The organism is Streptomyces sp. NBC_00271 (assembly GCF_036178845.1).
Lineage (GTDB): Bacteria > Actinomycetota > Actinomycetes > Streptomycetales > Streptomycetaceae > Streptomyces.
This window is the reverse complement of the sequence record NZ_CP108070.1, coordinates 397,854-416,580: the sequence shown is the minus strand read 5'-3', so window position 1 is coordinate 416,580 and position 18,727 is coordinate 397,854. Positions and strand designations below refer to the sequence as shown.

Here is an 18,727-nt window from a genome sequence, read left to right as displayed (position 1 = left end):
ACGTCCAGGCCGTCACGCCGTCCACCGGACTTCCGTGCGCGGCCGACACGATCCGGCACAACCGCGCCCAGCCGCCCGCGGTCTGCGCGAGCAGCGTGATCCGCCACCGCGGCTCGGTGACATGGGCGCCGCCGCGGACCGGTGTCCGACGCCGCCCACTGCCCGGGGCGGGCTCGGCGGCCGGAGCGACCGCGAGGTCGACCCCGAAGACGGGCCGGATGCCAGCGGCGGCCGCGGCCTTCGCGAAGCGGACCGTGCCGGCCACGGTGTCCCGGTCGGTCAGCGCGAGCGCGGTGACGCCGCGCTCGGCGACCCGGCGCACGAGGGTGTGCGGGAGAGAGGCGCCGTAGCGGGCCGAGTAACCGGAGGCGACGTGCAGGTGCGCAATCCCGGAGGCCGACACAGTCCACCTCCGATCACACGCGCCTCAGTTCAAGCCACATGGCCAGAACTGTCGCTAATGCATCGAACATAATTCGAACAATGCGACTCTTCTACCCCGGGTGTCGCTCCCGTACGCGGTGTGACCGGCCGGGGCAGCTATCTCGCCCCGGCCTGCGGACATCGCGGCCCGCCATACGACATCCGCACACCACTTCTCCGCCCCGCGCTGGCCTGTGCGCATTCCCTCCCTGTGCGCATGCCGGACCGCACCGCCGCCCATACGCTGGCCTTCTCGGGGCACGTCACGGAGGTCTGCATGCCTCGAACCGTCTGGTCGGGCGCCATCAGCTTTGGTTTGGTGACTTCTCTGAACTAGGAAGCCTTTCCAGTCCACTGCTGCTGAGGGCCAGTGATGTCCCATGCCCGGGTCGACGCCAGCCCGCAGCAGAGCGTCGAGGGCGGTGACATCAGACCCCTACGCCGACGGCGCAGACGATCCCTCCTCCCCGGCGTTGTCATAGCCGCGCAGTCGTGCCGCCGCGTCCGGCGTGAGATACAGGCGGGAGCGGAGAGCCGTGAGGACGAGGTCTGCCTTGCCTGTCGTGCTGTGGGCCTGGAGCCAGGTCAGGGCGCCTGTGACCGCTCGGTGGGTGTCGACCGGAGTGAGTTCAGGGTGGGTGAGGAGGGGGCGAGGACGAAGCGGGCGCGGGCGCCGTACCGGTCGAGGCAGGCGAAGGCGACGGAGATGACCGAGGCGGCGTCCACAGTGGTGAGGCCGGTGTGGGAGAGGAGAGGGCGCAGGAGGAGGGGTGCGCCCGGGGCGGTGGCGTTGTCGTTCAGCCAAGTGAGGGCCGTGGAGAGGGCCTGGCGGGTCTGCTCGGGGGCGAGTTCGGGCCGCTTGAGGAGGGAGGTGAGGACGAAGCGGGCCTCGCCGAGGCCGCTGTGCAGGTCGAGCCACGCGAAGGCATGCGCAGCGGCGCGCTCTCATCGTCGCAGTCCGGCCAGGAGTCGTAGCGGTGGGCGCGAGCTCCGTCCCGCCAGACCTCCAACTCCAGTCGGTCACCGTCGTACTGGAAGGCCGCCAGCACCGGGACGCCCAACTCGGTGCTGATCGGCCCGGCGAGCGCGAAGACACCATTGCCGTCGACGAACCGGTCCGGATGGGCGAGGCAGAATCTCGGCCCGGCGGGGGTCGCGTAGCCGGCCGTGCAGACCTCGCGCAGGACGGAGGCCGCCTGTTCGAGCGGCACGGGAATCAAGATCGTGCCGTACGAGGTCACGGCCTCACCTCCTGGGACGCGGTGACCCTATGTGGCGGTTACGCTGCGCGGCAAACGAAATACACCCACTTCAGAAGTGCGCCTCGCGCCCGTCCGATGGCCTTTCCACGTGGGGAGATCCATCGAGCAGGTTTGGGGGCACCCTCGAGCAGGAGGTGGCCGATTTCAAGGCTCTGACCGGATCGGCGTGAACGCTCCTGTAGGTTCTTCCGGACTCGTGTGGGCGGGCCCTCGGTGAAGGAAAGAGGGGGTGACCGTGGCTGACGAACGGCTTGATGCCGAGTGGCTTCGCGGCTGGTGTGAGCAGGCGGGTGCGGCGCTCGCGAAGCTGATGGAGTCGTTCCAGGCACGGTTTGGCTTCGAGCCGGGAAGCAACGTGGTCGTGCACGCTTCGGAGGCGAGCCATCAGGCCACCGACGTGCTCGTGGAGCTGACGCCGATTCCCTCGGACCTGACCACGATGTACTGGGTGATCGACGAGGTCTCCTTGCCCGATGTGGAGAACGGCTACTTCGTCCACCCGGCCTTGCTGGTCGCGGACCACTTCCGCGAGTACGGGGCCATCCAGATCGACGGGGAAGAGCCCGCCCTGGTATTCGCCAGCGACGGGGGCGGGCACCTGTTCGCACTGGCGGGCTCCGGGCGGGTCTGGAGGTCGACCACATCCTCGTGGTTCGATCAGTTCGACCTTGCCGCGGCCAGTCTTCAGGAGTTCTTCGAGGGGCTCTCTCGGCAGATCAGCGGCCGGCTCTGACGGCTGGTCGAAGGGCGAGCTGACTCGAAGCCGGGTGAGGATTCGGATCCTCAGGAGCCGGATTTCACCCGTGCCTAGCCCTTTGCCCTGGTCGGCTTCAGACAGCACGAGACCATCCTCTACGGTGCACAGATGCGCTATTTGTTAGACGCCTTCGCCGTTGGAGCACTGAGGCGAGGTCGGTCCGTCGAGCAGTTTCTGGGCCCCACCGGCTGGCCAGAACGGCCTGGTGTCCGCTGGGTCGAGGTCAGACCAGCTTCCGGACGTTACGAGGTCTTCCTCCACACCGCCCAGGATGTCGGCCACCAGGGCTTCATGGACCTCGTCGAGTTCCCACCGCTCGACCTGGACGACGAAGAGGAAGAGTTCGGTCGCCTGGTCACCACTGCGGACGACCCGCTGACCGCCCTAGCCGAGGCTGCGAGTCGCGCGGGGGCGGTCAGCGGCCGATGGGTCAACACCGGCCTGGCACAAGACGAATACATCGACTTCGTACGAGCCGGGCGCCCAGCACGTGAATCCTCCGACACGCAGCCCCCGATCTGACCCACGGTCGGGGCCTCCGAGGGGAGGACGGGCTGAGCCGTTCGAGCTGACGAACTTACGCCGGCTCACCCTGCCCGCGCGGGGAGGATGTCAAGGAACACCCGCGGCAGAACGGCGCGTTCGGCTGACCCCCGCCTGCGCGGGGAGGACCGGCGCGAGCAGCGAGACGACAACGGCTCCACCGGCTCACCCCCTGGGAAGGACTGTCAACACTCCATTGAGAACTGGCACGTTGACGGCTCATCCCCTCTCGACACCCCCGCCTGCGCGGGGAGGACTTGAGGTTGGCGAATGGCACCAGTGGATTTGACAGCGGTTCGTGGCTCCACTTGACGGTCAGGGGTGGCTCCACCGGTGTTGGCGGCGGCGTCAACCGAGCGCAAACGACGCCCGCCGCTGCCAGCGCAATCCGTCATGGACCAAGAGATCGACCGACGATACGCGGGCAGTGACGGGAAGCCTGCCGCGAAGGTCGGCCTCAGCTTCCTCCAGGACGGCATCGTCTTGGCCCTGGGCGATAGTCAGATGCGGGACGATGTCGTCGAACTGCCCACCGAAGGGCGGGGCCTCCGGCCACCGGTCCGCGATCGCCTCCGTGAGCCGGCGGAACGATGCGTCCGGCTCGGGGGTGAGATACAGAATCCCGGGGAACCGCCCGCAGTGCTCGAACCGGGCCTCGAAGGACCTGTGATGCCCGATTACCTCACCGATGGCAGCGCAGGTGTCCCTGTCGATGCGGCTTTCGTCGAGGAACGGGAAGAGCACGGTGACATGCGCCGGGACACCCCCACGAGCCGAGGGGTCCAGCCGGTCCCGCCATGCTCGAACAGCAGGTTCCGCCTCCGGAACCCTCACGATCAGTCCCGACCACCCTGCTTGAGATTCGCTGGAATCGTCACCCGCCATCTCACATGTCTATCAGCAGGCCCAGAGGGCAGCGACCGATTATCGCCGCGAGCAGTCGAACCCACGGCCAGCAGCCCCTCCCGCGGGTGGGGCCAAATCTCGTTGCCAGATCAAGCCCAGAAGGTCGCTCAGTGGGGCCGAATCCCGCTGGGCGGATTCCAGAGAGCGTCGCAACACGTGATCACTCCAGTGTTGCGACGAGCTTAGTGAAGAGCTCGGCGGGTGTCCGCCAGCCGAGGATCTTGCGGGGGCGGTCGTTGAGTTCGGCGGCGACGTAGCCCAGGTCCTCGGCGCTGTAGATCGACAGGTCTGTGCCCATGGGGAAGTACTGCCGGAGCAGGCCGTTGACGCTTCTATGTCAAGCGGTGATCTGGTGTTGGGTGATGTGGTGCTGCCAGGAGGCTCGGTCTTGGGTCATGGCGCGGTGGATGACGTCGATCAGGTGGCGTTTGAGGATGCGTCGGGCTCCGCGGGCTCCCTTGGCGGGCTCGTGACGGGCCAGGAGTGCTCGTGCGCCCGGGTGGAATCGCTGCTGGACGATGGACGTCGTGTAGAGCACGCTGTTGAGTCGCCGGTTGCCGCCTCGGTGCAGTCGGTAGCGTTCCTTGTCGGAGGAGTAGACCGGGATCGGTGCGGTTCCGGTGTAGCGGGCGAGCTTTGCTGAGCTGGTGAAGCGGGTGATGTCGCCGATCTCGGCGAGCAGGACCGCCGCGGAGACGTGGCTGATCCCCGTGATCTCCAGCAACGCGGGTGCCAGCGGGGCGACCAGTTCCCGGATCGTGGCCTCGAGTCCGCGGACGCGTTTGTTCAGCTCGTCTATCTCCGTGATCATCTCGGCCAGCACCCGGCGGACGTGGGCGCTCATTTCCGTGGTCTCCAGCAGTGCCGTCAGCGAGGTCATGCCAGGCCGGCGGGTGAGGTCGCCCGGGGCGTGGTCGAGCCACAGGTGCGTGTATGCCTTGGTCTGGTTGATCACCATGGTGCGGCGTCGGACGAGGTCGCCGCGGGAGTCGACCAGAACGCGCAGCTCGCGCACGCGCTCATCAATGCGGTGACGGTCCAGGCCGGAGGTGGCCATGGCGGCGTGGGCGACCGCGACGGCGTCGACGGGGTCGGACTTGGAACCGGTGGCGGCGTGCAGTTTGCGGTGCGCGGCCATCAGACGGGTGGGAACCCAGACCACCTCGTGGCCGGCCAGCAGCAGACCGTCGGCCAGTCGGCGGGCGAAGCCACGGCCGTCCTCGATCGCCCAGGTGACGGGCATGCCGTCGGCGATCGAGCGGATCCACTTGAGCAGCACGCCGATCATCGTCGCGTCGTTCTTGATGGTCAGGGGCCGGCTGACTCGCCGACCGTCTGCACCGATCGCCACTGCGACATGGACGTGCTTGTGCGGGTCGATCCCCACTGTCGCCATCGAGTTGTCCTCTTGTCTGCTGCCGCGGATGACGGGACAGATGCGAGGGCCCCGGCCAGGGGACAGACCTATTGCGAGTTGACGGCTCAGCAGGCTTCTATCAAGTCACTCCCGGCCAGGGCCCTCGTCCTGTGGACCGCCGTGGACATCTCAACGGAAAGCCTTCCGGCACGTGTTCTCCGAGTCACCCAGCGGTCCCGCCGAACCCCTCCCGTCGAAGAAGCCCGGCCTGCCAAGGCTGCACCAATAGGTGTTCTCGTTGGAGCCGCGCTGCCATGGGCTGGCCGGCTCGCAGAAGTAGATCGGTATGTCAGTGGCGCGGGTGAACTCGTCGTGTCAGCCCATTTCGCTGCCCTGATCCCAGGTCAGCGAGCGGGCGAGCTCGGCGGGGAGTTCGGCGAAGGCGTGCAGGAGGGCGTCGCGGACGTGCTCGGCTCCCCGGCCGTCGGGCAGGTGCAGGAGCTTGACGTAGCGGGTGGCGCGGTCGACCAGAGTGCCGATGGCCGATCTATTGCCCTGGCCGACTATGAGGTCGCCCTCCCAATGACCGGCGATCTGGCGGTCTGTGGCTTCGGCCGGGCGCTGGTTGATCAGGGTGCCTGGGGCGATGAAGCGGGTGGCGCGCTCATCAATGCGGCGTCGGGCGCGGCGGCCGGATCGCAGCAGGCCAGGCTTGTGTTCCAGGCCGCCGCGGTGCGGCAGGTAGATCGCCTGGTAGATGGTTTCGTGCGCCAGGTGGCGGTCCGGTTCGTCCGGGAAGGCGGCACGCAGGATCTGGCTGATCTGCTCCGGGCTCCAACGGCGGTCCAGGTGCTGCTGGATGAACTCCTTCAGCTCCGGATCGCGCCGTATCTTTCCCTCCTTCGAGCGGGTGCGGCGCACGGCAGCTCGCCGCTGGGCCTGAAACGGGTGGTACTTGCCGGTGCGCGGGTCGCGGTTGCGGCTGATCGTGGCGGGGTCGCGGGCGATGGCGCGCAGGGACTTCTTGGCCCGGAGCAGGTCGGCGATGACGATCCGCTCGTCCTCGGACAGATAGCGCGGCGACACCTCGACGATGTCCCGCTGTTCGGCGATCGGCGAGTAGACGCGTTCGCGGCCTGCCCGGTCAACGACCTTCCGTCCGTACCTCCACCGGGTCCCGGTCCTACGGTTGATACCCACCTCGCGGCACGCGGCCGAGTTACTCATTCCCTGCGCCATGAGCCGAAGGTATTGATCACGCCTCTCGGCGAGCGGGGCAGGTCCAGGCTTCTTGGGCTTCCGGCGCGGCTTGGTCATCGCAACATCCCTCAGGGCAGGTGTTGCAACGACCTATAGAACCCAAGCTGACGACCGGGGCCAGCTCGAGTTGTCAGAGCCAGCACGAGGTCGTCCGGCGGCTCACCCCCGCCTGCGCAGGGAGGACCACGCCCGCCGCAGCGACTACGTCACCGGCTACGGCTCACCCCTGCCTGCGCGGGGAGGACGGTCGCGTCGGATTCGCGGAGGGCGATGGCGACGGCTCACCCACGCCTGCGCGGGTATGACGTCGCTGGCGTCGGCGCGGGCGTGCTCCACGACGGCTCACCCACGCCTGCGCGGGGAGGACCGCATATGGGAGGTCTGGGGCTACGGCCAGACCGGTTCACCCCCGCCTGCGCGGGGAGGACGGGCCGCGCTGCTCCTCGAACGCGGTGTCGACCGGTTCACCCCCGCCTGTGCGGGGAAGACTCACCGAACGCGCCGCCGAGTTCGGTGATCGCCGGCTCACCCCCGCCTGGGGCTACCACGAAATGCGGCTCGTGAGGTGACGGAATGGCAGTCGCGGGGTCAGGAGCTGCGAGCACCTCCCGCGCCTGATTCCCTCACCGGTGCCGGGGCTGGTGTCAGAGCGTGGTGACACAGTATCCGGGACTGATGAATAGGAGGGGGAGGCGATGGGTGACTTCTTTGAGCGGATCGTCGACGTCGAGGTGACCGGCGAGGAGGCCGGGCCGCTGGCGGAGCGGATGGTCACCTGGATGGTCACTGAGGGCCTGATCACGCGTGAGGTTTCCAGCGACGGGGTGTACAGCCTGACCGTGGACGAGGGCTATGTGCCAGGACCTAACTGGGCGCGGGCCGTTGCCGACTCATCGGACCCGGACTGGCTGCCGGGCCCGGTGGCCGTCGTCGTTGGGCGCGACTACCACGTGGGCGGTCAGGGAGCGGACGATGCGGAGTACGCCGTCTGTCCACGGTGCGAAAACAAGACCGTGATCATCAACTATCCCGAGGAGTTCGAGGCAGACGAGGATGTCTGGCAGCCGTTCAAGGACGGCATCGCGGCCTGGAAGGAAACGGGCGAGGGGAGTGCCCCCTGCCCCGCCTGCGGTGCCTCGGTCTCGGTCACAGAGTGGCAATGGGAGTCCAATTTCGCGGTGGGTGCCCTCGCCTTCGACTTCTGGGGCTGGCCGCCACTCTCCGTCGGCTTCTGTGCGACGTTCAGCCAGCAGCTGGGGCATCGCACTGTGGAGCACATGGGCAAGTTCTGACGGGAACCCACACGCCTCAGCGCGGAAATTGAACGCAAGGCGAGCCACGTTTTCGCAGGTCAAAGAATTCTGTCGGTATCCCGCCTGCGCGGGGAGGACGCGGGCACGGTGCCTGCACCGGTTGTCCTGTCTCACTGAAGGTTGACCAATCTCACCGAAGGTTGACCGCTGCGGTGTTGTCTCAACGAAGCGTGATCGAGATATCCCGCTGGCAGCCTGGTAGTGTGTACGACTTCACCGAGCAAGGGCTTCGCGACGCGATCGCGGCAGCGGAATCGCCGGCCTGGTCTGTGAGGGCTGCCGTGGGACGACGTCTGGCGGCAACACCGCAGATTGAGGGTGTCGCCGATGTCCTGCACCGTCTGTTGCTAGACGCTCAGGACACCGGCGTAACCTCAGATACTGCGTCAGCTCTCTTGGCTCGGAGAGATCTGGCTGGCCTGCGTGCCGTGCTCGCTGCCCGTACAGTCGCCTCTGACCGGGGAACCGCCGATCAGCTCGCTGCGGAGCTGGACTGTGACCCACGCTGGGCGACCGGACAGGACGGCGACGAGCTGATCGTGCAGCTTCGGACGTTGGCAGCGGACAGAGACCCCGATGTCCGCAACGAAGCCCTATCGCGACTTACACGCCTGCGCTGATCGGAAGGCACTGATCAATCTTCGGTGAGATCGGTCAACCTTCAGTCAGACAGGACACCGGTCGACGTGAGCGGCTGCCCCCCTGCCTGCGCGGGGAGGACAAATCCCTGGCGTTCACGCCCGAGGGCACCGGTGTCCCGGGGCTGCCACTCATGCCCGATCGAGCCTGCTTGAAGGATGCGGACGTTTGACAGCGAGCCCAGGCATCCATGCCCTCGCGCCGCCCCCGACCGGCCGGAGGATCCCAAATCGAGGGTCGGCAGGCGGCGTTGCGGGAGAGAATGGCAGTCATGACGTACGAAGGCTCCTCCATCGACCCGACCAAGCCCAGCATCGCCCGCGTCTACGACTACCTGCTCGGCGGCAAGGACAACTACGCCGTGGACCGTGACATCGGCGACGTGTTCAAGCGCGACCTGCCCGGTTCGGTGGCCATCGCCTTCGCCAACCGCGCGGCCCTGACCCGGGCAGTCAGGGAGATCGCGAAGACCACCGGCATTCGGCAGTTCATCGACCTGGGCAGTGGCCTGCCGACCGCGGACAACGTCCACCAGGTCGCGCAACGGCACGCCCCCGAGTCCCAGGTCGTCTACGTCGACATCGACCCCCAAGTGCTGGTCCACGGCCGCGCACTGCTGGAGAACAACGACCGGACCCGCGTCGTCGCGGTCGATGTGCGCAACCCCGAAGGCATCCACACTCACCCCGACACCCTGGAAATCATCGACTTCACTCGTCCCGTCGCCGTCATCCTCAGCGCCATCCTCCACCACGTCAACGATGACGAGGACCCGGCTGGCATCGTCCGCTACTGGCGAGACCACGTCCCCTCCGGAAGCTACTTCTTCATCAGCCACTTCCGCTCCGGCAACAACCCGGAGACCGCAGAGGCCGAGAAGGTCCTCCAGCAGACGTTCGGCCGCGGCCGGTGGCGCACCGACGCGGAGATCGCCTCCCTGCTGGACGGCCTGGAGCTCCTCGACCCCGGGATCGTCCCCGCGTCCCTGTGGCGTCCCGACGAGAGCGACAACTCGTGGAACAGCGGCGAAAGACGAGAGCTCACGGTCTGGGAACACCTCATCGCCGCCGGACTGGCCCGGAAAGCCTAGACGCGATCCCCGGATGACGACCGCCGGGCAACTGCGCCTCCGGCCGGCAGGCCGCCGGGGTGGCGAAGCTCCTCGGCATCGACGCCGGCAAGTGAGCGGATTGACGTCCTGCCCGACCGCACCGCCCAGACCCTGGCCGCGTGGCTGCATGAGTTTCCCGGGGCCGAGTACGTCTGCCACAACGGTGGGATTGATGTCGCGACGGGCTGGTCCATCGTGCCTGGCGAAGCCGAGGACTCCTCGCCTCCCTGTGGCGGGTGGCCACATGGCAGACGCCTTGACAGTGAAGTCAGTCGCCCCAGATCAGAGCGACGACGTCGACTGACTTCAGTGTCGAAGGACACCCCCGCCGAGCGGCTCACCCCCGCCTGCGCGGGGAGCACTGTCAACACTCTATTGAAAACTGGCGCGTTGACGGCTCACCCCCTCTCGACACCCCCGCTCACGCGGGGAGGACCCCGCGCGGGCGGGGGTGAGCCGAGTTCTTCTCGGCCACCTGTGCTCGGGCACCTGGTGTCGCGGGTGGGGAACCCGAAGACGTCGTGATCGCCGCAGGCCATGATTCACCGCGCCGGCGCGGATGGCAGTGGAGGGTGCCGCAGCGTACCCGGCCTGCAACGACGGCCTTCCGGACCGATGCGGCCTTCCATAGGCGCGGCAGCGCCCGGCTGTTACGAAGAGGCTCACCATGGGACGAGGAGATGTGCAGGGTTCGAAGACGATCTGTGAGCACCTCAAGTCCAGCTCTCCACAAGAGCGTTGGAATCGCAACCATCCGCGGGCACCCGTGACACTCCAGGCGCACGGTGCGCTGGAGATAGTGACCCGATCATGCGGGTCGAGGCGCCCGCCCTCATGGGGAGGCATGCGGGTGCCGACCGCAGGAGTGGGCAGGCTCCCCCCGTGCCGGCCCGCTCCTGCGCGCATGCGGCAGCCCGGGTATCTCAGTGGCATGGGCACCTGGGCTGCCGTTGCCGACGACGGCGTGGCCGAGACAGTCTCCGCCCGGCCCGCTGTCCGTGGCCCCTCGTCATCGTGGACGCCACTCCTGCCGGTAGCCGGGATGCCGCGCATACGGCTGTGCGAGAAGGGTCAGGGTGTGACTCAGAGCAACGGCCTGACCTTCCAGTCGAGCGGCGTCGACGAACTCGGCCGTCTGCACTGCGATACCAGTCGCCGACATTTCCGTGACCCGTCGGGTGGCACCTGCGGCCAGGACGGTCGTCCTCTCGCAGGCGTCCATGCCGGCATGCCTGGCTCCGGAGCGTAGGTACCGCAGCCGGGGCGCACGTCGACCCGCTGGGCTGCGTCCCGGTCACTTTCGCACACGGAATCGAGCGGCCAATAACACTAACGACGCTTTCGAAAGGCTATGTGCAGCCCATGTGATGCTCCTGCGGGGATACTCGGGAATTCCATGTGTGCGTCGTCCGCGTCTGAGTGTCCGCAGTCGCCCCGTGATCACGCCGGGCAGTCCTAGAGGTAAATACTGGTCGGCCCTTGGCGGTCGGCAAAAGGAATCACTCGCCCGCATATTTGGGAAAGTTGCAGAATGTGTGCCCAAATGTGGAATATCCCGGGCGGCGTGTAACGCGGCGACGGCTGCATGGCGCAGACCTATACGGGCCCGCGACGATTTGCAGGCGGGACCGTCAGGAGACTCTCGTGAGAGGCGACCCGGGAGGCGGTTTCCGCGCCCCGGTTCGCAAGATGATGCGTCAGATTGGATCCCAGTGAGCAATCCCGACCCGATGCCCGGATACGGCTCCTACGGCCAAACCCCGGGCGAACCACGCCGCTACCAGCGGAACCAGGGCGCTGCCCGACGGACGGCCCTGGCCATCCAGACGGTCGCCGACATTGCTGCCGGCTTCCTGTGCCTGTGGATCCTGCTCCACTTGCTCGGAGCCAATGAGGGCAACGTCTTCGTCGAGTTCGTGCACGGAACGGCCGACTTGTTGGCCTGGTGGTCACAGGACATTTTCACCATGGACGCAGAGGCCCTTCGGGTTCTCCTCAACTACGGCCTGCCCGCCCTGCTTTATGTGCTCGTCGGCCATGGGATAGCTGTGCGGCTCAGCCGCGAATGACCTCATTGCTGCCCTTGAAGTCACCATGGATTTCGGGGTCCGTTCAGGCGGCACAGAAGTACGACACCAAGGAGGACGAGCCCTGTGACATCCGACCCGGCCGAAAATGATCACCTGCCGGTTTACGAACGCCTGGTGCGTGAACACGGTGATGCCGTGGCGGAAGCTCGCGTGGTGGCCGAAGAGACGCATCGCCGGATAGCGCAAGTCTTGAACTGGCATGACGCACACCATCTCGGGCACGCTTCGAGCTAACTCGCCTGGAAGTCGGACTGCGGAGCCGAGCGGGGACCTGCCTGCAGAAGCGGTCCGGTTGCGGGGCGCCTCGTTGGGAAGTCAGCGGGCCGCTGCGGGACCGGCGGACAGGCTCGGTTCGAGGGGTTCGAGGGGATGGAGGGCCGGCCACAGGTACTCGGCCACCACCACCGCCTCGACGCGATACCCCGCATCCCGGTAGGCACGGGCCTGTTCCGGGTCGACGTCAGGGGTTTCGACCACCGCGTCAAATCGCAGCCATCAACAGGAAGCTGGCCCATCCTGGGACGAGTGGCGCCATGCGAGACCTTCTCGTCGCCGACCTGGGGCGGGCCAGCAGAATGCTGGACTTCTCCGAGCAGTTCGTCCCCAGAATCAAGTGAGTGGAGCATGACCGTGGCGCATGATGCATATGTGCGGCAGCTGATCGCACGGGCGAAGGACGGCACCATCCCGCCGCAGGAGGTGAAGCAGATCGCCCAAGCCGTCACCGAGTGCCAGGCCGGCAGGGAGCTCTACCAGCGGCTGTACGCGGTGGCCCGTGCGGGCGGCCCGGCCTACGAGCCGCTGATCGCCACGTATCTGATCTACCCCCAGGATCCCGCGGTCTCGGCGCTTGCCGTGCAGGTGCTCACGGCGCACTGGAGAGTCGGAGCGAAGTACACGAAGCAGATCCTCGAGTTGCTGGGATCCCCCGAGTGGGACCTGGATGACGACGTGTTCATGGCCGCAGTCTCGGGGGCTGGGTGGATCCTGCACGACGGGTTCGACGCCGAACTCCTCCGCGCCCTGCTGAAGCTCGCCGAGGAAGGCCGCGGTGAGTACAACGACGATCTTATGCAGGGTCTCGCAGTGGAGGCGATCGCCCGCGCGCTGGGCGCCAGCCACGCCGAGTTGACCAGACTGCCCGAGGGAGTCACCCGTGCGGAATGGTCGCAGGGCTTGCTGAGGGCCGCACGTGACCGACTGCACGAGGCAGCGCGTCAGCCCTGAATCCGCTGACACCCAAGCAGGCCCCGGCCGGACGACGCCCGGCCGGGGCCTGCTGAGCCTCGAAGACCTGCTGCAGCACGCAATGCACATACACGATCTTTACGACGAGCTGAATTTGCAGGAGCGCGGCCGGATGATGGCGACAAGCGGTCTCCCAGGCGCGCGCGTCCGGAAGTCCGCTTCCTCTGCTGATGCCGGACGGCATGTACGGGATGCGGGGCGATGCGTGCCTGGCGGAGGAGAGTACCGAGATGCTCGCGGATCTGTCCGAGCGCCACCGCCAGTTCCAGAAGGCCCTCAACCAGGCCTCCCAGTGGCGCTCCGAGCCGGTCCCCGAGACCGGGGAGTGGGGCGGCGGCCGCGTGGACGACCCGTACGACGACTTCGTGGGCCGCTACATGTTCGCCTTCTGGCGGCTCATCGCCCAGGGCGTCACGGCCGTCGACCCGTCCCCGGCCGCATCCGTGCGCACCGCCGCCGGCGGTGATGACGGCTCTGTGCCGCGGGACTCCGACGTACGGGTTATCCGGCTTGCTGCGCCCTCGCCCCGCCCGTCGGATCTGGATGGGGAGACGAAGCGGGTGTACCACCACCGGCGGCCGGTGCGGATACACAAGGTTCGGCAGTGGTATCCCAGCCACCAGGAACACCGGGTGATCTGGCGAGGCCCGTACATCAAGGGGCCTGCCGGCGCACCGCTGATGATCGGTGAGAAGGCGTACCTCGTGGATTCGTAGGTGCGCCCTGACGGCCCGTGCCGGTGATCAGAGCGTGAAAGCCCCGGCTGGACGGGGGAGACCAGCCGGGGCCGTGGGTGGTGGTGTGCGGAGGGCGGTCGCCTCTCGGCGAAAGGCTCCATGGGGCTTCAGCCGGACGATCGTCCCCATGGGCTAAAGGTGAGGCCCGGGGACACTGTCCCCTCCGCAGCCACATAATGATGAACGGTCAACCACCCCTGGTTGTTCCGTCGTTGGCATCATGCATCGTGTGAAGTGGGGCACGCCCGACGGTTTTCGCGACATGCGAGAAGGTAGGTCGTTTTCATCTGCTTTGTGTCGCTTCACGCGCCACAGGTGGATGCTTGTGCCTCTGATGTGTCGGGTTCCGGCATAAGGCGGCGGGAGCAATCACCGATATCAGCTCCCCTTGGAACGCGACAGGCTCTGCCGGATGAGACGGGCAATATGGGCTTCCCTCACGTCCCGCGTGCACGCCAAGTACTGGCCAGTCCGCTTTCGTAGGCGGCGATGACGAGTTGGGCCCGGTCCCTGGCCCCCAGCTTTGTCAGCAGACGGCTGACGTGGGTCTTGACCGTGCCAACGGTCAGATACAGCTCGGCTGCGATTTCGTTGTTGGACAGGCCACGTGCGATCAGACCCAGCACGTCACGCTCGCGGCCGGTCACCCCGTCCAGGGCATGGGTGACCGGGCCTGTGTAGCCGGGGCGGCGGACGTAGGTCTCGATGAGCCTGCGAGTGACGCCGGGTGACAGCAACGACTCCCCGGTGGCGATCACCCGCACGGCGTCGATCAGGCGTGCGGGTGGAGTGTCCTTGAGGAGGAAGCCCGCGGCGCCTGCGCGGAGCGCCTCGAAGACGTACTCGTCCAGGTCGAAGGTGGTGAGCACCAGGACGTGGACGGGCACCGGAGACGGGCCGCCGAACAGCGTGCGGATGGCCTCGATGCCATTGATCCCGGGCATCCGGATGTCCATCAGGGCTACGTCGGGGCGCAGTTCGCGGATCACCCTGACCGCCTCGGTCCCGTCGGCCGCCTCGCCGACGACCTGGAGATCGTTTTCCGACTCGAGCAGCACCCGGAACCCGGCACGCACCAGCGTCTCGTCGTCCACCACGACGACCCGCACCGTCATGCGCCCTCCAGATCGGCGCCCACGGGGAACTGGGCTGTTCGCTCGTCCGCGGCGTACGGCAGCCGGGCGGCGACGCGAAAGCCGTGCGGCGAGAGCGGGCCCGCGTGAACCTCGCCGCCGTAAAGGGCGGCGCGTTCCTTCATGCCGGTCAGGCCGTGGCCCTCGGTGATCGGGGTGGACGTGCGGCCGGCTCCGGTATCGACGACCGTGAGCGCGACCTCGCCCGGCGCGTAGGCGACCGTCGCCCGGGCGTGGCTGGTGCGGGCATGCTTGACGACGTTGGTCAGGGCTTCCTGCACGATGCGGTAGGCGGCGCGGTCCAGACCTCGGGGCACGGCGTGCGGGTGACCGCTGATCGTCAACTCGACCTGTACACCGGCCCGTCGGATCTGCTCGAGGAGCGCGTTGAGGCCGTCCAGGCCGCCGGGCAGCCATTCGGCACCGTCGTCATCGCGCAGGACACCCAGCAGCGAACGCAGCTCTCCCAGGGCATCCCTGCTCGTCGTCTCGATTGCGGAGAGGGACTTCGCGGCCTCGTCAGGTCGGCTGCCGATCACGTGGTGGCCGACGCCCGCCTGGACCGCGACGATGCTCAGGCTGTGCGCGACGACATCATGCAACTCCCGGGCGATACGCATGCGTTCCTCGACGAGGAGGAGTTGTGCCCGCTCTTCGGCCTGCTCGACCAGGCCTCGGGTGTAGGCGCGGCCCCGTCTGGTGGACCATCCGATCGCCCAGGCGGCGGCCTCGACAATGAGGCTTTGGCTCATCCCCGGCCACCCCCAGTAGTCGTGCCCTGTTATGCCCTGCATAGGGATCATCAAGGCGAGTTGTGCGGCGCCTGCCACCACGCACGCGTACGCCGCGACACGCGTGGGTCGGGCGACCGCCACCCCGTACACCAGCAAGGCAGTCGCCAGCACCCCCGTCAGGCTGAGCGCGCCGTCGGTGGCCATCACCACCGACGCCACCGCCAGTGCAGGCAGTGGCAGCAGCCGCCGGACGGCGACGGCCGCGCCCAACGAGCACGTCAGCACGGTCTGCCATGCCGGCCAGCCCGTGCGGTGCGTGCCAAGCGTCCACCACACGACGTTCGACGCCATCAGGACCACGGCGAAAAGCACATCCAGCGCGATCAGCTGAGTCGGCGTCAGCTTCCCGGCATGGGACGCCACGTCATGCCTCACCATCATGCCTCGCATGCATCCGACCCTAGCCGGGAGGGCGATCATCCGCCTCTGTCCAGGGATAGAGATCAGCCGGTCATTCCGTGGTCAGATCCGCGGGGCGGGCACCCTCTGCCAGGGTCGGCCACATGGATCTCTCCCGGACGCCCGCCCGCCGATGGCTTTCCCCTGTGCCCTGGCGCTTCGCCCTGCTCGCCGCCGCGTCGTCCCTGACGTACGGCGGTGATCACGCGGTGAACGCCTGGGCATCGACCAACCTGGCCAATATGGGTGATCATCCTGTGGAGGCGCTCATCACCTCCGCCTTCCTGTTCGGCGCCGATCCCTGGGCCTGTCTGCGCAGCATCGCCCTCGCCGGGGCCATACTGGCGTTTCTCGTCATCCGGTTCGGCAACATGCGGGCGGTCGCGCTGATCGCGGCCGGCCAAGTCCTCGGCACACTGGTGAGCGAAGGGCTGCTGGCAGCACGGATCGCGGCGGGCCAAGCAGACCCGGCGCTGCGTACGACGCTGGACGTCGGCCCGTCCTACGTGATCGTCTCGGCCCTGGCCGCTGTGGCGGTAGCGGGGGCCAGGCGGTGGCACCGATGGACCGCGCTCGCCGCGCTCGCGGTGCGCGCACCGCACATCACGAGCGGCCTGACCGCGCTGGGGGTCACTCCCGTCGGCCACGTGACAGCACTGTCCACCGGGATGCTGCTGGCATGGGGTCCCCGGCCGTCCGACGCCCGCCACCGCTACCTGCACCGACTGACGTTACGCGCAGCGCCGCTTCAGACCGAGGAGCGTACCAATGGTCGGGCATTGTCAACTTGAGCTGGTGGCCTTGGGGCTGGGATGATCGCCGGGTTTGTTGATCACCGGGGAGGGCTGGCTGTGGGGACCGGGGCGGCGGTGTCGTAGAAGGGGTTCAGGTTCCCGGCGGAGATCACCGCCCATGCGGTGTGGCTGTATGAGGTGGAGGAGCTGCTGCTCAGCGCGGGGTCATCGTGCCCAGCGCCGTGTTCTCTCTCGAAGCCGACCGCAACGAGATCGGCATGCGGATCCTGTCCGCCGAAGCCCGCGTCGCGCTGCACCACATGCGCTCCGGCACCATGACCGACGAGGACTGGACCCGCCTTGCCCGGCGAATGCCGGACGTCTGCGCCGCCCCGGTCTACATCCAGGACGGCTCCTACTCCAACGTCCACGACCTGCGCGCCCACTGCCGCTACCTGCAGGCCCGGGCAGGCGTGCGGCTCATCGTCGTCGATGCCGTGCACCTGCTCACTACGGCACCAGGCCGCTCGGCCCCCGCTATGAGGAGATCTCCGAGATCGCCCGCTGCCTGAAACTCCTCGCTAAGGAGCTCCGCCTCCCGATCGTCGTGATCTCCACCCTCAACCGCAGTCCCGAGCAGCGCGTCGACAGGAAGCCGATGATCAACGATCTGCGGGACTCCGGAGCCCTCGAGGACAACGCCGACGTCGTGATCCTCCTGCACCGCGAGGACGCGTACGAGAAAGACTCGCCCAGGGCCGGCGAGGCCGACTTCATCGTCGCCAAGCACCGTCACGGGCCCACCGCGACCGTCACGGTCGCCTTGGGCCACTACTCCCGCTTCGTCGACATGGCCCAGCCATAAAGCAGACTTGTAGGGTCTCAAATTACGTGTCGGAATCTCACGACTGGTGCCGGATGGAAGTCGGATCCGATGTGGCGCTGAGACATGCAGGTCGCGCCTGTACCTCGTTCGCGTTGAAACGCCGACGCCTGGAAGGCCAAGCGGCCGCGCCGGGAACAGCCGGTCCGTCCGGCGCGGTTGCATCGACCGAGGGACCGGCGCCGCACGGGCGGGGAACACGGAGACCACAAGGTCGTCCGCCCCACCAGGATCCGGGCCCCAGGGTCGCGGTACGCCCGCCGCGCACTCGGACCACGACGTATTTCTGCAGGAGGACTGTTTCATGACTGACCGGCCCTTGACGCTCATGGCAGTACACGCCCACCCCGACGACGAGGCCACCGGAACCGGAGGGGTCCTCGCGCGGTACGCGGCGGAAGGCATCCGCACGGTTCTCGTGACGTGTACCGACGGCGGTTGCGGTGACGGACCGGGAGGTGTCAAGCCGGGCGATCCCGGGCACGATACGGCGGCGGTCGCCTTGATGCGCCGTCAAGAACTTGAGGCGAGCTGTGACGTCCTGAAGGTCAGCGATCTGGAGATGCTGGACTATGCCGACTCCGGGATGACGGGCTGGCCGAGCAACGACGCCCCCGGATCCTTCTGGCAGACCCCCGTGCAGGAAGGCGCGGCCCGACTCGCGGAACTCATGCGGCACTACCGACCTGATGTGGTCGTCACCTACGACGAGAACGGCTTCTACGGCCACCCCGACCACATCCAGGCCCACCGCATCACGATGGCGGCACTGGAGATGACCGCGCTGACACCAAAGGTGTACTGGACCACGATGCCCCGCTCGATGATGCAGCGGTTCGGCGAGATCATGCGCGAGTTTCATGAGGACATGCCGGAGCCGGATCCCGCCGAGGCCGCCGCGATGGCCAAGATCGGCCTCCCCGACGATGAGATCACCACGTGGGTGGACGCCACCGCGTTCAGCGGTCAGAAGTTCGACGCGTTGGCCGCGCACGCCAGTCAGGGCGAGAACATCTTCTTCCTCAAGATGGGCAAGGAGAGGTTCGGCGAGTTGATGGGCATGGAGACCTTCGTACGTGTCCAGGACGCCACCGGCGCGGCCATACCCGAGAACGATCTCTTCGCCGGACTGCGCTGA

The 18,727-nt window shown here is 67.5% G+C and carries 18 protein-coding genes and 4 pseudogenes; 11 read left to right on the top strand and 11 right to left on the bottom strand.

Going from position 1 to position 18,727, the window contains the following annotated elements; translation table 11 throughout:
* Window positions 1-30 precede the first annotated feature (30 nt).
* From OG798_RS02175 to OG798_RS02165, 3 genes and pseudogenes are all read right to left on the bottom strand, one after another.
* A pseudogene (locus tag OG798_RS02175) lies at window positions 31-403 on the bottom strand (PHP domain-containing protein); the annotation flags it as partial.
* A gap of 605 nt (window positions 404-1,008) precedes the next feature.
* Window positions 1,009-1,149, bottom strand: coding sequence for a hypothetical protein (locus OG798_RS02170; protein ID WP_328756046.1), 141 nt, complete (start codon window positions 1,147-1,149; stop codon window positions 1,009-1,011).
* A 71-nt stretch (window positions 1,150-1,220) separates the two neighbouring features.
* Entirely contained in the window at window positions 1,221-1,664 is a 444-nt protein-coding gene (locus OG798_RS02165) for a hypothetical protein (RefSeq protein WP_328756044.1), read from the bottom strand.
* 250 nt (window positions 1,665-1,914) lie between these two features.
* On the opposite strand from OG798_RS02165, the gene OG798_RS02160 reads away from it, so the two are divergent.
* Together OG798_RS02160 and OG798_RS02155 are read left to right on the top strand one after the other, a co-directional pair.
* Window positions 1,915-2,418 carry a hypothetical protein gene (locus OG798_RS02160; RefSeq protein WP_267060194.1) on the top strand — a complete coding sequence of 168 codons (504 nt, stop codon included), beginning with the start codon at window positions 1,915-1,917 and terminating at the stop codon, window positions 2,416-2,418.
* A 132-nt stretch (window positions 2,419-2,550) separates the two neighbouring features.
* On the top strand, window positions 2,551-2,964 hold the full coding sequence (locus OG798_RS02155) for a hypothetical protein (protein ID WP_328756043.1): 414 nt from the start codon (window positions 2,551-2,553) through the stop codon (window positions 2,962-2,964).
* Between the two features lie 369 nt (window positions 2,965-3,333).
* Here OG798_RS02155 and OG798_RS02150 read toward each other — a convergent pair whose 3' ends face one another.
* The 4 genes and pseudogenes from OG798_RS02150 to OG798_RS02135 form a co-directional block, all read right to left on the bottom strand.
* A complete protein-coding gene (locus OG798_RS02150) occupies window positions 3,334-3,870 on the bottom strand; it encodes a 2'-5' RNA ligase family protein (RefSeq protein ID WP_328756042.1) in 537 nt (178 codons plus the stop codon).
* 181 nt (window positions 3,871-4,051) lie between these two features.
* Window positions 4,052-4,228 (bottom strand): annotated as a pseudogene (locus tag OG798_RS02145) (transposase); the annotation flags it as partial.
* Window positions 4,229-5,287 (bottom strand): IS110 family transposase, encoded by a 1,059-nt coding sequence (locus OG798_RS02140; protein WP_328756041.1) that lies wholly within the window; start codon window positions 5,285-5,287, stop codon window positions 4,229-4,231.
* Between the two features lie 249 nt (window positions 5,288-5,536).
* Window positions 5,537-6,325 (bottom strand): annotated as a pseudogene (locus OG798_RS02135) (IS30 family transposase); the annotation flags it as partial.
* Between the two features lie 878 nt (window positions 6,326-7,203).
* On the opposite strand from OG798_RS02135, the gene OG798_RS02130 reads away from it, so the two are divergent.
* Together OG798_RS02130 and OG798_RS02125 are read left to right on the top strand one after the other, a co-directional pair.
* Window positions 7,204-7,800, top strand: coding sequence for a hypothetical protein (locus OG798_RS02130; RefSeq protein WP_121417997.1), 597 nt, complete (start codon window positions 7,204-7,206; stop codon window positions 7,798-7,800).
* A 922-nt stretch (window positions 7,801-8,722) separates the two neighbouring features.
* Window positions 8,723-9,550 (top strand): SAM-dependent methyltransferase, encoded by an 828-nt coding sequence (locus OG798_RS02125; RefSeq protein ID WP_267060192.1) that lies wholly within the window; start codon window positions 8,723-8,725, stop codon window positions 9,548-9,550.
* 1,030 nt (window positions 9,551-10,580) lie between these two features.
* Here the strand turns inward: OG798_RS02125 and OG798_RS56365 are convergent.
* Window positions 10,581-10,793, bottom strand: a complete 213-nt coding sequence (locus tag OG798_RS56365) for a DUF6221 family protein (protein WP_220788976.1) — start codon at window positions 10,791-10,793, stop codon at window positions 10,581-10,583.
* A 490-nt stretch (window positions 10,794-11,283) separates the two neighbouring features.
* On the opposite strand from OG798_RS56365, the gene OG798_RS02120 reads away from it, so the two are divergent.
* On the top strand, window positions 11,284-11,640 hold the full coding sequence (locus OG798_RS02120; RefSeq protein ID WP_267060191.1) for a hypothetical protein: 357 nt from the start codon (window positions 11,284-11,286) through the stop codon (window positions 11,638-11,640).
* An 84-nt stretch (window positions 11,641-11,724) separates the two neighbouring features.
* Window positions 11,725-11,895 (top strand): hypothetical protein, encoded by a 171-nt coding sequence (locus OG798_RS02115; RefSeq protein WP_183127649.1) that lies wholly within the window; start codon window positions 11,725-11,727, stop codon window positions 11,893-11,895.
* A gap of 81 nt (window positions 11,896-11,976) precedes the next feature.
* Here OG798_RS02115 and OG798_RS02110 read toward each other — a convergent pair whose 3' ends face one another.
* The gene (locus OG798_RS02110) at window positions 11,977-12,138 is read right to left on the bottom strand and encodes a hypothetical protein (RefSeq protein WP_328756038.1); all 162 of its coding nucleotides are present in this window, start codon (window positions 12,136-12,138) and stop codon (window positions 11,977-11,979) included.
* A gap of 147 nt (window positions 12,139-12,285) precedes the next feature.
* On the opposite strand from OG798_RS02110, the gene OG798_RS02105 reads away from it, so the two are divergent.
* Window positions 12,286-12,888 (top strand): hypothetical protein, encoded by a 603-nt coding sequence (locus tag OG798_RS02105; RefSeq protein WP_328756037.1) that lies wholly within the window; start codon window positions 12,286-12,288, stop codon window positions 12,886-12,888.
* Window positions 12,889-13,079: 191 nt separating this feature from the next.
* Complete coding sequence (locus OG798_RS02100; RefSeq protein ID WP_183127653.1) at window positions 13,080-13,625, top strand: hypothetical protein; 546 nt, start codon at window positions 13,080-13,082, stop codon at window positions 13,623-13,625.
* A 458-nt stretch (window positions 13,626-14,083) separates the two neighbouring features.
* On the opposite strand, the gene OG798_RS02095 is transcribed toward OG798_RS02100, so the two are convergent.
* Both OG798_RS02095 and OG798_RS02090 read right to left on the bottom strand, forming a co-directional pair.
* Complete coding sequence (locus OG798_RS02095; protein WP_328756036.1) at window positions 14,084-14,761, bottom strand: response regulator transcription factor; 678 nt, start codon at window positions 14,759-14,761, stop codon at window positions 14,084-14,086.
* Window positions 14,758-15,963 (bottom strand): sensor histidine kinase, encoded by a 1,206-nt coding sequence (locus OG798_RS02090; protein WP_183127655.1) that lies wholly within the window; start codon window positions 15,961-15,963, stop codon window positions 14,758-14,760. Before OG798_RS02090 ends, OG798_RS02095 begins: the two co-directional genes overlap by 4 nt.
* Window positions 15,964-16,076: 113 nt before the next feature.
* Between OG798_RS02090 and OG798_RS02085 the strand changes: the two genes are divergently transcribed.
* From OG798_RS02085 to OG798_RS02075, 3 genes and pseudogenes are all read left to right on the top strand, one after another.
* The gene (locus tag OG798_RS02085; protein WP_328756035.1) at window positions 16,077-16,763 is read left to right on the top strand and encodes a rhomboid-like protein; all 687 of its coding nucleotides are present in this window, start codon (window positions 16,077-16,079) and stop codon (window positions 16,761-16,763) included.
* 173 nt (window positions 16,764-16,936) lie between these two features.
* Window positions 16,937-17,571: pseudogene (locus OG798_RS02080) on the top strand (DnaB-like helicase C-terminal domain-containing protein); the annotation flags it as partial.
* A gap of 322 nt (window positions 17,572-17,893) precedes the next feature.
* Window positions 17,894-18,727: a PIG-L family deacetylase gene (locus tag OG798_RS02075; RefSeq protein ID WP_121418005.1), complete on the top strand. Its 834-nt coding sequence runs from the start codon at window positions 17,894-17,896 to the stop codon at window positions 18,725-18,727.